This is a genomic window from Oceanicella sp., from assembly GCF_056449545.1.
Window position 1 is genome coordinate 46,963 of the sequence record NZ_JBWOMN010000139.1, and the last position, 12,080, is coordinate 59,042.

Consider the following 12,080-nt stretch of genomic DNA (forward strand, 5'->3'; position numbering starts at 1 on the left):
TTGTCGCGGCGTTGGCCAAACCGTCCCGGCGCAGGCAAGGCCTGCGCGCTGCGGCGCGCCGCAGCATCCCGGGCTTTTCGCCCGGGCGGGACGGGGCGGCGCCGGCCGTGACGCAGGTTCGGCGCCTGTCTGTCCGACCGGGGCCGGCTCAGCCCGCGGGCATCGCCGTTTCCGCCAGCCGCACCCAGTAGGAGGCGCCGAAGGGCGAGGCCGCGTCGTTGAAGTCATAGGCCGGATGGTGGCACATCGCCGTGTCGCCGTTGCCCACGAAGATGAAGGCCCCGGGGCGGGCCAGCAGCATGTAGGAGAAATCCTCGGCCCCCATCAGCGGCGGCGTGTCGGACTCCACCTTGTCGTCGCCGGCGACCTCGCGCGCCACGCGGGCGGCGAATTCGGTCTGCGCGGCATGGTTCACCGTCACCGGATAGCCGCGGATGTAGGTCGCGGTCGCCTCGGCGCCGTAGGCGCGGGCGGTGTTTTCCACAACCTGCGGGATCAGGCGCTCCATCTGGTCCTGCACCTCCGGGTCGAGCGTGCGCACCGTGCCCAGCATCTTCACGGTCTGGGGGATGACATTGCTGGCGGAGCCTTCGGTGTGCATGGTCGCCACCGTCACCACCGCCTGCTTCAGCGGGTCGAGATTGCGCGACACGATGGATTGCAGCGCGATGACGATATGGGCCGCGGCCAGCGTGGTGTCGATGCATTCATGGGGCATCGCCGCGTGGCCGCCGCGCCCGGTGACGTTGATCTCGATCTCGTCGGCGCCGGCCATCATCCCGCCGGGGCGGATGGCGAACTGGCCCACCGGCAGGTCGGGCATGTTGTGCATGCCGTAGACCTCGGTGATGCCGAAGCGTTCCATCATGCCGTCCTTGACCATGGCGTCGCCGCCGGCGCCGCCTTCTTCGGCGGGCTGGAAGATCAACGCCACGGCGCCGTCGAAATTGCGGGTCTCGGCGAGGTGCTTCGCCGCCCCGAGCAGCATCGCCGTGTGCCCGTCATGGCCGCAGGCGTGCATCTTGCCGGGCACGGTCGAGGCGTGTTCGGCGCCGGTGATCTCGGTGATCGGCAGCGCGTCCATGTCGGCGCGCAGCCCCACCACCTTGCCCGAACCATTGGCCTTGCCGCGGATGACGCCGACCACGCCGGTGCGCCCGACGCCCTCCACCACCTCGTCGCAGCCGAAGGCGCGCAGCTTTTCGGCGACGATGCCGGCGGTGCGATGCACGTCGTAGAGCAGTTCCGGATTCATGTGGAAATCGCGGCGCCATTCGGTGATCTCGTCATGGAAATCGGCGATCCGGTTGAGCACGGGCATTTTCATTGGTCCTTTTGCATGGCGCCCCGCCCCGGGGGGGGGGCGCGGGAGGCGCGGGAGGCGCGATCTAGGCCGAGAGCCGCGCGATCAGGCTGCGCATGAAGGCTTCGCCCTGATCGAGCTGGGCGATGGCGATGAATTCGTCGGGCTGATGCGCCTGCTCGATGGAGCCGGGACCGCAGATCACCGCCGAATAGCCCGCATCCTGGAACTGCCCGGCCTCGGTGGCGTAGGAGACCACGTGCAGGCCGTTGTCGCCGGTCAGCGCGCGGGCCAGCGATTCCGCCTCGCCGTCGGGTTCGCGGCGGCAGCCCGGCACGATGCCGCGCGCCTCCACCTCGATGGCGGCCTCGGGGCGGATCTTCCGGATCTCGGCCTCGAGCCGCGCCGCCTCGGCCCGGTAGCGGGCCTGCCATTCGGGCGGGCTTTCGGGCGGCACGGTGCGGATGTCGGTGGAAAAGCTGCAATCCCGGGCGGTGATGTTGCTGGCGGTGCCGCCCCTGACCAGCCCCACATGCAGCGTGGTCCAGGGCGGGTCGAAGCCTTCGGCCAGCGGGTTGGCCGCGGGGTCGGCTTCATGCGCCGCGCGGTTGTCGGCCATGCGCGCGTCCATCCAGCAGATCAGCTTCGCCGCGGTCATCACCGCCGACACGCCGGTGTGCAGGATGCTGGAATGCACCTCGAAGCCGCGCACCCTGGTGATCAGCCCCACATTGCCCTTGTGCGAGGTCACCGGTTTCATCATGGAGGGTTCGCCGACGATCACCGCAGAGGCTTTCGGCATGATCCCGGCCATGGCCTCGATCATCGGCGGGGCGCCGAGGCAGCCGATCTCCTCGTCCCGCGACAGGGCGATCTGGATCGGGCGGGTCAGCCCGGCGGCCAGCATCTGGGGGACCATCGCCAGCGCCAGCGCGTCGAACCCCTTCATGTCGCAGGTTCCGCGCCCATACAGCCGCCCGTCGCGTTCGGTGAGCGTGAAGGGATCGGTGCTCCAGTCCTGGCCCTCCACCGGCACCACGTCGGTGTGCCCCGACAGGATCACCCCGCCGGGGATCGGGGGGCCGATATGGGCGAACAGGCTGGCCTTGGTCCCGGTGTCGTCGAGATCCACATGCGCCCTGACGCCGTGGCCTTCCAGATAGGCGCGCACGAATTCGACCAGCGCCAGGTTGGATCGCGAGGACACGGTGTCAAAGCCAACCAGCTTGGCGAGCATTTCGCGCGGCGTGTATCGGGTGGACATGATGCGGCGCTCCGGTCTGCGGCGTGGGGGCTGGATTTCGCAAGGCGGGCTGACGAGGCGGGCCTCGCGGAACACTGTGCGCGGGAAGGCCCCGGGTCAAGCCCCCGGGGGCGGGCCTGGCCGCTGATCCGGGCCCGCCGCCGCGATCGGCGTTTCGCGCGGCGTTCGGCGCGCAGGCGCAAGAAAACGCGATCTGGCCGCGGACTCAGGCGCCGCCGGGCGCCGGCGACCCGCGAAATGGTTGATTTAAGAGATTGTCGGATCAATCAGGATGATGTTGACTGGCCCGCGGACAAGCAAAAACAAGCCGGGAACCGCGGTGATCAGAACAACAACAGGACCGAGGCGCGCCCGTGCCTGACGGCGCCCCCTCGGTGGAGCCGATTCTCGAAGTCGAGGATCTGGAGACCGTATTCGCCACGCGCGGCGGCGCGGTGCACGCTGTCAACGGAGTCAGTTTCACGGTGGCGCCGGGCGAATTGCTCGGGGTGGTCGGGGAAAGCGGCTCGGGCAAATCCGTCACCATGATGTCGCTGATGGGGCTGCTGCCAAGCCCGCCGGCCCGGCTTGCGGGCGGGCGCATCACTTTTGACGGGCGCGACGTGCGATCCATGACCACGGCCGAGATGCGCCGCCTGCGCGGCGGCGAGATCGGCTTCGTGTTCCAGGATCCCATGACCTCGCTCAACCCGGTGTTCACGGTGGGCTTCCAGCTGATGGAGCCGCTGCGCGAACATCTGAACCTGTCGCGCAGCGCGGCGCGCAGGCGCGCCGCGGAACTGCTGGCGCTGGTGGGCATCCCGGCCCCGGCCGCGCGGCTCAACGATTATCCGCACCAGTTTTCCGGCGGCATGCGCCAGCGGGTGATGATCGCCATCGCGCTGGCCTGCGACCCCAAGGTGCTGATCGCCGACGAACCCACGACGGCGCTGGACGTGACCATCCAGGCGCAGATCATCGAACTGATCAAGCAGCTGCGCGCCGGCGAGGCCGGCACGGCCCCCGGCGCCGATGTCGGCGCCGATGCGACCGTCGCGGCGGTGATCGGCGCGCGCATGGGAATCATCTGGATCACCCATGATCTGGGCGTCATCGCCGGCATCGCCGACCGGGTGATGGTGATGTATGCGGGGCAGGTGGTGGAATACGCCGATGTGGGCGCGCTGTTCGCCGACCCCCAGCACCCCTACACCCGCGCCCTGCTGGAAACCATGCCCAACGTGGAAGGGCCGCGCGCGGCGCGCCTGCGCTCGATCCCCGGGCAGCCGCCCAGCCTTGGCGCGCGGCCCGAAAGCTGCCCTTTCGCGCCGCGCTGCACCCATGCCTTCGATCGCTGCGCGCGCGAAAACCCCGCGCGCCGCACGGTCGGGCCGGGCCATGACGTGGCCTGCTGGTGGGATCCCGCGACAGGCGGGCCGCGCGATGCTTGACGCCGCCAGCGACGCCGCCGCCCCCGGGGGCGCGGATCCGCAGCCGCTGGTGCGGGTGCGCGGGCTGACCATGCATTTCCCGATCTACAAGGGGCTGCTGCGCCGGCAGGTGGGGCAGGTGAAGGCCGTGGACGGCGTGTCCTTCGACATTTTTCGCGGCGAGACGCTGGGACTGGTGGGCGAAAGCGGCTGCGGCAAGTCCACCGCCGGGCGGGCGGTGCTGCGGCTCTACGATCCCACGGCGGGCAGCGTCGAGATCAACGGCCAGGACATCGTGCCGGTCAGCGGCGACGCCCTGCGCCGCCTGCGCCCGAAGATGCAGATGATCTTCCAGGACCCGCAGGCCTGCCTCAACCCGCGCATGACCGTGGGCTCGATCATCGCCGAGCCGCTGGACGAGCACCGCAGGATGTCGCGCCGCGACAAGCAGGCCCGGGTGGCCGAACTGCTCGACGCCGTCGGCATGGACGAGGCCTTCGCCAACCGGTATCCGCATGAATTCTCCGGCGGCCAGCGTCAGCGCATCGGCATCGCCCGCGCCCTGGCGCTGGAGCCCGAATTCATCGTCTGCGACGAACCCATCGCCGCGCTCGACGTGTCGATCCAGGCGCAGGTGGTCAATCTGCTGGAGGATCTTCAGGATCGGCTGGGGCTCACCTATCTGTTCATCAGCCACGATCTGAGCATGGTGCGCCATCTCGCCACCCGGGTGGCGGTGATGTATCTGGGCAAGATCGTCGAACTGGCGCCGCGCGACGACCTTTACGGCGCGCCCCGCCACCCCTACACCCGCGCGCTGCTGTCGGCGGTGCCCTCGCCCGACCCGGCGCGCGAGGCGGTGCGCGAGCGCATCATCCTGCAGGGCGACGTGCCCAGCCCGGCGAACCCGCCGCCGGGCTGCAATTTCTGCACCCGCTGCCCGCAGGCCTTCGAGCGCTGCCGCGCCGAGGAACCTGAATTCAGAGATCTGGGAGGGGGACGCTTCGCGGCCTGCCATCTGCTTGACTGACGCGATCGGTCGGCGGGGGCGGTCGCAGGACACCGAACCGGAATAACCGCAGGATCCGGAAAACCGGACCGCACAACTCCAACCATCAGGGAAAATGCAAATGAAACTCGTGAAATCGCTTATGGCCGGGGCGGCCGCGCTGGCGCTCGGCGCGCCGGGCGCGATGGCCGAACGCGGCGCGGACGGCCAGCTCAACATCATCTACTGGCAGGCGGCGTCGATCCTGAACCCGTATCTGTCCGGCGGCACCAAGGATCAGGAGGCCGCCTCGCTGGTGATCGAGCCGCTGGCCCGCTACGACGAGACCGGACAGATGGTCCCCTATCTGGCGGCCGAGATCCCCACCGTCGCCAATGGCGGCATTTCCGAGGACCTGACCACCATCACCTGGAAGCTGAAGCCGGGGATCAAGTGGTCCGACGGATCGGATTTCACCGCCGAGGACGTGGTGTTCACCGGCGCCTATTGCATGGACGAGACCGGCGGCTGCCAGCAGCTGGCCAATTTCACCGATGTCGAGAAGATCGAGGCGCTCGATCCGCTGACCGTGAAGATCACCTTCGGCGTCTCCAAGCCTTTCCCCTACGGCCCCTTCGTCGGCGCTCAGGCCCCGATCATCCAGAAGGCGCAGTTCAAGGATTGCATGGGCGCCAAGGCGCCGGAATGCACCGACGCGAATTTCGGCCCGCACGGCACCGGCCCCTTCGTGGTCACCCAGTTCAAGGCCAATGACGTGGTGGTGTTCGCCGCCAACGAAAACTACCGCGACGCGGCCAAGCCGGCGTTTGCCACGGTGGTGTTCAAGGGCGGCGGCGACGCGGCCTCGGCGGCGCGCTCGGTGCTGGAGACCGGCGAATTCGACTACGCCTGGAACCTGCAGGTCGAACCCGAAATCCTCGCCCAGATGGCGACGGCGGGCAAGGGCACGGTGGTCAGCGCCTTTGGCACCTCGGTCGAACGCTTCATGATCAACCAGACCAATCCCAGCGCCGACATGGGCGACAAGCGCTCGACGCTCGAGGCCGGCCCGCACCCGTTCCTGACCGATCTGGCGGTGGTCAAGGCCCTGTCCATGGCCATCGATCGCGAGATCCTGGTCGAAGCCGGCTATGGCGCGGCGGGGCAGGTGACCTGCAACGTGCTGCCGGCGCCGGCGATCTACAATTCGACCAACAACGAAAGCTGCAAGACCCAGGACGTGGCCGGGGCCAACAAGCTGCTCGACGACGCGGGATGGGTGCGCGGCGGTGACGGGGTGCGCGCCAAGGACGGCGTGCGGCTGTCGATCCTCTACCAGACCTCGACCAATTCGGTGCGTCAGGGCACCCAGGCGCTGGTCAAGCAGATGTGGCAGCAGATCGGCGTCGAGACCGAGCTGCGCAATATCGACGCTTCGGTGTTCTTCGGCGGCGACCAGTCTTCGCCCGACACGTTCCAGAAATTCTTCGCGGACGTGGAGATGTACACCAACAATTTCGACGGCACCGATCCCGAAAAATACATGGCCAACTGGCGCTGCAAGGAAATCCCGCAGCCGTCCAACAACTGGCTGGGCTCCAACATGCCCCGCTACTGTTCGGCCGAATACGACGCGCTGGTCGCCGAGATGGGCAAGACCGCCGCGCTCGAGGACCGCGCGGCGCTGGCGATCAAGATGAATGACATGCTCATTCAGGGCGGCGCCATCATCCCGCTGATCCATCGCGGCGGCGTTTCCGCCCACGCCAACTCGCTTCAGGGCGTGCTGATGAACGAGTGGGACAGCGAGCTGTGGAACATCGCCGACTGGTCGCGCGCCAAATAGGCGCGCCGATCGGCCGTTGGCCGCAAGCCGGACGGGCGCGCCTGCGTCCGGCCGGCGGGCGATCGTGACATCTGCGGCGCGCGGGCGAAGACATCCGCGCGCCGCCACCCGAGGCAACCGCCTTCGAGGCCCATATGCTCACCTTCACCATCCGTCGCCTGGCTTTCGCCGTGCCGACGCTGCTGGTCATCAGCTTCATCATCTTCGCGCTGCTCGACCTCGCGCCCAACGATCCCACCGGCAACCTGCCGCTGACGATCCCGCCCGAGGTGCGCGAAAAGATCCGCCTCAGTCTCGGGCTCGGCGAACCGTTCCACATCCGCTACGTCAGATGGCTGGAGCAGTTCTTCATCAACGAGCCGCTCAACATCCTCGAACAATGGACCGGCGAGAGCTACGGCGACAGCGCCAACCGCCTGCGCGTGACCTCGTGGTCCACGCGCTCCCCCGTGGTCGATCTGATCGTCGAGCGCATGCCCCAGACGCTGTGGGTCGTGGGCATGTCCTATGTGGTGGGCATCGTCATCGCCATCCCCATCGGCGTGGTCTCGGCCTACAAGCAGTATTCGTGGTTCGACCAGCTGGGCACGCTGTTCTCGATGATCGGCTTTTCCATCCCCACCTTCTTCACCGGGCTGCTGGCGATCGTCGTGTTCTCGGTCTATCTGGGCTGGCTGCCCTCGATCTACGACACCACGCACGAGGTCACGGACTGGAGCAGCTTCCTGTTCCAGATCAGGCAGATGATCATGCCCACCATGGTGCTGGGCCTGTTCAACGCGGCGCAGCTCAGCCGGTTCATGCGCGCCTCGATGCTCGACAACCTCAACCAGGACTACGTGCGCACGGCGCGCGCCAAGGGCATGTCGGAAAAGGTGGTGCTGCTGGTGCATGTGCTGCGCAATTCGCTGATTCCGGTGGTCACGGTGATCGCGCTGGGCGTGCCGCAGGTGTTCGGCGGGGCGATCATCACCGAACAGATCTTTCGGGTGAACGGGCTCGGGCAATTGCTGATCGTCGGCATCCAGGGCGCCGACATCCCGCTGGTGCAGACGCTGACCTTCATCTTCGCGGTGCTGATCGTGCTGTTCAACCTGATCGCCGACATACTCTACGGCATTCTTGACCCGAGGATCCGCTATGACTGAGCCGGCGACCGAACCCGCAGGCGCAAAGGGCCTCGGCGCGCCGGTGCAGATGGCGCGGCACCGGTCCATGTGGGGCGACGTGTGGCGCCAGTTCTCCACCCACACCGGCGCGCTGGTCGGGGTCGGGGTGTTCGCCTTCGTGCTGCTGGTGGTGATCCTCGGGCCCTACATCCACAACGTGGACCCGCAGTTCCTCGATATCCGCGCCCGCAATCAGGGCATGAGCCTCACCCATCCCATGGGCACCGACAATCTGGGCCGGGACATGCTGGCGCAGGTGATCGCCGGCGGGCGGGTCAGCCTCGCCGTCGGCATCACCGCCATGCTGCTGAGCCTGATCGTCGGCGCGCTGGTCGGCGTGCTGGCGGGGTTTTTCAAGCGGCTCGACGGGCCGCTGATGCGGCTCACCGACCTGTTCCTGGCGCTGCCGCTGCTGCCGCTGCTGCTGGTCATCATCATGCTGTTCCGCGACACGCTGCGATCGGCCTTCGGGCCCGAAACCGGGATCTTCCTGCTCATCGTGTTCATCATCGGCATCACCAGCTGGATGCAGACCGCGCGCATCGTGCGCGGCGACGTGCTGGCGCTGAAGGAACAGGAATTCGTGCTGGCGGCGAAAAGCATCGGCGCCCCGTCGCGGCGCATCATCACCCGCCACATCATGCCCAACGTGATGAGCCCGATCATGGTCTCGGCGACGCTGGGCGTCGCCAACGCCATCATCACCGAAAGCGCGCTGAGCTTTCTGGGGCTGGGGTTTCCGTCGGATTTCCCCACCTGGGGGCGGCTGCTTTACGACGGGGCGAATTTCATGACCCTGACGCCGGAGCGGGTGTTCTGGCCGGGGCTGGCGATCTCGATGACCGTGCTGTCGGTCAACTACATCGGCGACGGGCTGCGCGACGCGCTGGACCCGCGCATTCGCGGCCGCTGAAGCGAACGGGAGGACCATCGGTCATGCGCGCCATATCCGTCGAGGACCCGCCCAGGAAAACCGTCACCGTGCATGGAAAATCCATGGCCTATGTCGAGATGGGATCGGGCGATCCGATCGTCTTTCAGCACGGCAACCCCACGTCCTCCTACCTGTGGCGCAACGTCATGCCCCACCTGCAGGACCAGGGCCGCTGCATCGCCATCGACCTGATCGGCATGGGCGATTCCGACAAGCTCGACGATCCGGGCCCGGACAGCTACCGCTTCGTCGAGCATCGAAAATACTGGGAGGGCGCGCTGGCCGCGCTCGGCCTGCGCGACAACGTCACCCTGGTGATCCATGACTGGGGCTCCGCGCTTGGCTTCGACTGGGCGCGCCGCCACCCGGACGCGGTGAAAGGCATCGCCTACATGGAGGCGATCGTGGCCCCGGTCCCGGGCTGGGATCTAGCGCGTCCGTCGCACCCCCCTTGAAGGCCGGGCCGAAACAACCACGTCTGGATCGCGGGGCGGTCTGTCCCGAAGGATCGGCCCGAAACGCTGGCCGAAATACCGGAAAGGGTTGTCGAATGACCGAAATGAACATCGGGATCTCCGAAGCCGACAGGCAGGCGATCGCCAAGGGTCTCAGCCGCCTGCTCGCGGATTCCTACACCCTGTATCTGCAGACCCACAACTTTCACTGGAACGTCACCGGGATGCGGTTTCGCGAACTGCATCTGATGTTCGAGGAGCAGTATACCGAGCTTGCCATCGCCGTTGACGAGATCGCCGAGCGGATCCGCACCCTCGGCGCCCCGGCCCCCGGCACCTTCAAGGCCTTCGCGGCGCTGAGCGCGATCCGCGAGGTCGACGGCACGCCTCCGGCGGCGGAGATGGTGGCCATTCTGACCAAGGGCCACGAGCAGGTGGTCAACACCTGCCGCGACGTGCTGGGCGTGGCCCAGAAGGCGGGCGACGAATCTTCGGTGTCGCTGATTTCCGACCGCATGCGGCTGCACGAGAAAACCGCCTGGATGCTGCGCTCCATGCTGTAGGCGCCGCCCCCGCCGCCCGCTCTCCCCCCCCTCCGCCCCGAGGCGCTGTTGCGCTTCGGGTCGGGGGGCGGGGGGCGCGCCGTGATCGACGCCGGTTTTCCCGCGCGCCCCGGCGATCTGCCGGCCGACGCCTTCGTCAATCCCGCCTTGCCCCGTCGCTCGCCTTGCCCCGTCGCCCGCCTTACCCCGCCGCCAGCCGCGCCTGCGCGATGCGCGCCATCAGCGAGGCGCCCAGCGGCAGGATATCGTCATCGAACTGGAAGCCGGGATTGTGCAGCGGCACGTCGTGGCGCTGGCCGAGGGTGAAATAGGCGCCCGGCGCCGCCTTCAGCATGTCGGCGAAATCCTCCGATCCGGTGACCGCCATGTCATGCACCAGCACCTGATCGGCGCCCGCCACCGCGCGCGCCACGTTCGCCACCTCGCCCGCCAGTTCCGCGTTGTTTTCCAGCACCGTGAAGATGTCGCGGATGTCGGCCTCGATCTCGACCCCGTAGGCCAGCGCCTGCCCGGCGCAGATGGCGCGCATGCGTTCGCGCATGACGTCGCGCACCGCATCCGAGAAGAACCGCATGGTGCCCGACACCACGGCCTCGTCGGGCAGCACGTTGTAGGCGCCTCCGGAATGGATCTGGGTCACCGACAGCACCGCCGCGTCATTGGGCGCCAGATCGCGGCTGACCACGCTTTGCAGCGCCTGCACCAGCCCGGCGGCTGCGAGGACGGCCTCCTTCGCGTGCTGGGGCGAGGCCCCGTGCGCCCCGACGCCCGTGATCTTCAGATCGAAGAAATCCGCCCCCGCCATGGCCACGCCGGGATTGATCCCGACCTCGCCCGCCGGGGTGTAGGGGGAATTGTGCAGCCCGTAGACCTCGTCGCAGGCAAAGCGCTCGAACAGCCCGTCGGCGATCATGGCCCGGGCCCCGCCAAGGCCTTCCTCGGCGGGCTGGAAGATCACCGCCACGGTTCCGGCGAAATCGCGGGTTTCCGCCAGGTGCCGCGCGGCGCCCAGCAGAATGGCGGTGTGCCCGTCATGGCCGCAGGCATGCATCACCCCGGGATTCTGCGACCGATAGGGCAGGTTGGTGCATTCCTCGATGGGCAGCGCGTCCATGTCGGCGCGCAGCCCGACCATGCGCCCCGGGCCGCCCTTGCCCTCGATGATGCCGACGACGCCGGTGCCGCCGACGCCGCGATGGGTTTCGACGCCCCAGCTTTCCAGCAGGTCGGCGACGATGCCCGAGGTGCGGATTTCCTGAAAGCCCAGCTCGGGATGGGCGTGGAGGTCGCGGCGAATGGCGGTCAGGTCCTCGGCGCGGGCGGCGATCTGGTCGATGAGCTTCATGGGGCGTCCTGATTGTCTTGAGGAAAGTCTGGCGAGTCGGCCGCATGATCCTGCGCGAATCGCACCGCGGCAAGCGCGGCGTTGGTCTGGGCGCGGCGCAGGCGGGCGAAGGCGGGGCCGCGCAGGGTTTCGTCCGGGGCCTCGGTGATCAGCGTCACCGGGAACATGGCGCGCGCGTCCTCGGCGGCGACAACGGCGAAGTCGCGGCGGATCTCGAAGGCCGGGTCCGGGATGTAGGCGCGATAGCGCGCAAGCTGCGCGCGGTTGAAGGCCGTCAGATCGGCGTCGCCGGCCAGCGCCGCGATCACCGCGTCAAGCAGGCGCGCGCCGACGCCGCCCCAGCCGGGATGATGGCGCAGGATCAGGAAGAACCCCCGCGGCAGCATCCAGTCGGCGAAACCTTCGGGCACGTAGCCGGTGAAGGGGCGGATCCACTCATGCGCCGGGCAGCCATGCAGGTTCACATGCAGCCACGGGTCGGCGGCGGCGCGCACATGCCGGCGGATGTCGGCCTCGCCCCCCGGTGGCGCCCATTCCAGATCGGCGCCCGAGGCGGTGTAGCGGGCGGCGTGATGCATGTGCAGCGGCGCCGCGCGGCAATAGTCGAGATAGAGCGCGTAGCCGTCCGGGTTCTCCATGGGCGAGACCGCGACCGCCCGCCCCTCGCGCGCCAGCACGGCGCCCGCCGCCAGCGCCCCGGGCGGGCCGGTGGGTTCGTTGGCGTGCTGGCCTGCCGAGATCAGCGCCGCCCGGCGCCGCCCGCGCGGCGCGCCGTCCCGCGCCGCCAGCAGCCGCGCGGCCACC

11 protein-coding genes are annotated in these 12,080 nt (G+C 68.4%); 7 read left to right on the plus strand and 4 right to left on the minus strand.

Annotated elements, in window-relative coordinates:
* Window positions 1–148: 148 nt before the first annotated feature.
* Window positions 149–1,321, minus strand: coding sequence for a M20 aminoacylase family protein (locus AC1HC7_RS17625; protein ID WP_479498326.1), 1,173 nt, complete (start codon window positions 1,319–1,321; stop codon window positions 149–151).
* A 67-nt stretch (window positions 1,322–1,388) separates the two neighbouring features.
* Window positions 1,389–2,567, minus strand: coding sequence for an acetylornithine deacetylase (gene argE, locus AC1HC7_RS17630; protein ID WP_479498327.1), 1,179 nt, complete (start codon window positions 2,565–2,567; stop codon window positions 1,389–1,391).
* 353 nt (window positions 2,568–2,920) lie between these two features.
* Here argE and AC1HC7_RS17635 point away from each other — a divergent pair, with 353 nt between their 5' ends.
* From AC1HC7_RS17635 to AC1HC7_RS17665, 7 genes are all read left to right on the plus strand, one after another.
* Entirely contained in the window at window positions 2,921–3,997 is a 1,077-nt protein-coding gene (locus AC1HC7_RS17635) for an ABC transporter ATP-binding protein (protein WP_479498328.1), read from the plus strand.
* Window positions 3,990–5,006: an ABC transporter ATP-binding protein gene (locus AC1HC7_RS17640; RefSeq protein WP_479499275.1), complete on the plus strand. Its 1,017-nt coding sequence runs from the start codon at window positions 3,990–3,992 to the stop codon at window positions 5,004–5,006. The genes AC1HC7_RS17635 and AC1HC7_RS17640 overlap by 8 nt, the downstream gene beginning before the upstream one ends.
* Window positions 5,007–5,106: 100 nt before the next feature.
* Window positions 5,107–6,810, plus strand: coding sequence for a peptide ABC transporter substrate-binding protein (locus AC1HC7_RS17645; RefSeq protein WP_479498330.1), 1,704 nt, complete (start codon window positions 5,107–5,109; stop codon window positions 6,808–6,810).
* 134 nt (window positions 6,811–6,944) lie between these two features.
* On the plus strand, window positions 6,945–7,958 hold the full coding sequence (locus AC1HC7_RS17650; RefSeq protein ID WP_479498331.1) for an ABC transporter permease: 1,014 nt from the start codon (window positions 6,945–6,947) through the stop codon (window positions 7,956–7,958).
* A gap of 49 nt (window positions 7,959–8,007) precedes the next feature.
* Window positions 8,008–8,892: an ABC transporter permease gene (locus tag AC1HC7_RS17655; RefSeq protein WP_479498342.1), complete on the plus strand. Its 885-nt coding sequence runs from the start codon at window positions 8,008–8,010 to the stop codon at window positions 8,890–8,892.
* A 23-nt stretch (window positions 8,893–8,915) separates the two neighbouring features.
* On the plus strand, window positions 8,916–9,368 hold the full coding sequence (locus AC1HC7_RS17660) for an alpha/beta fold hydrolase (RefSeq protein WP_479498332.1): 453 nt from the start codon (window positions 8,916–8,918) through the stop codon (window positions 9,366–9,368).
* A 95-nt stretch (window positions 9,369–9,463) separates the two neighbouring features.
* A complete protein-coding gene (locus AC1HC7_RS17665) occupies window positions 9,464–9,931 on the plus strand; it encodes a Dps family protein (RefSeq protein ID WP_479498333.1) in 468 nt (155 codons plus the stop codon).
* A gap of 181 nt (window positions 9,932–10,112) precedes the next feature.
* Here AC1HC7_RS17665 and AC1HC7_RS17670 read toward each other — a convergent pair whose 3' ends face one another.
* Together AC1HC7_RS17670 and AC1HC7_RS17675 are read right to left on the minus strand one after the other, a co-directional pair.
* The gene (locus AC1HC7_RS17670) at window positions 10,113–11,276 is read right to left on the minus strand and encodes a M20 aminoacylase family protein (RefSeq protein ID WP_479498334.1); all 1,164 of its coding nucleotides are present in this window, start codon (window positions 11,274–11,276) and stop codon (window positions 10,113–10,115) included.
* Window positions 11,273–12,080 (minus strand): M14 family metallopeptidase (locus tag AC1HC7_RS17675; RefSeq protein WP_479499276.1); only part of this gene is annotated, 808 nt, incomplete at its 5' end. The genes AC1HC7_RS17675 and AC1HC7_RS17670, both read right to left, overlap by 4 nt.

Excerpts from the sequence above, each read along its gene's own strand:
- AC1HC7_RS17625 (WP_479498326.1), bottom strand. The coding sequence starts at position 1,321 with ATGCCCGTGCTCAACCGGATCGCCGATTTCCATGACGAGATCACCGAA.
- argE (WP_479498327.1), bottom strand. The coding sequence starts at position 2,567 with ATGTCCACCCGATACACGCCGCGCGAAATGCTCGCCAAGCTGGTTGGC.
- AC1HC7_RS17640 (WP_479499275.1), top strand. The coding sequence starts at position 3,990 with ATGCTTGACGCCGCCAGCGACGCCGCCGCCCCCGGGGGCGCGGATCCG.
- AC1HC7_RS17645 (WP_479498330.1), top strand. The coding sequence starts at position 5,107 with ATGAAACTCGTGAAATCGCTTATGGCCGGGGCGGCCGCGCTGGCGCTC.
- AC1HC7_RS17650 (WP_479498331.1), top strand. The coding sequence starts at position 6,945 with ATGCTCACCTTCACCATCCGTCGCCTGGCTTTCGCCGTGCCGACGCTG.
- AC1HC7_RS17655 (WP_479498342.1), top strand. The coding sequence starts at position 8,008 with ATGGCGCGGCACCGGTCCATGTGGGGCGACGTGTGGCGCCAGTTCTCC.
- AC1HC7_RS17660 (WP_479498332.1), top strand. The coding sequence starts at position 8,916 with ATGCGCGCCATATCCGTCGAGGACCCGCCCAGGAAAACCGTCACCGTG.
- AC1HC7_RS17665 (WP_479498333.1), top strand. The coding sequence starts at position 9,464 with ATGACCGAAATGAACATCGGGATCTCCGAAGCCGACAGGCAGGCGATC.
- AC1HC7_RS17670 (WP_479498334.1), bottom strand. The coding sequence starts at position 11,276 with ATGAAGCTCATCGACCAGATCGCCGCCCGCGCCGAGGACCTGACCGCC.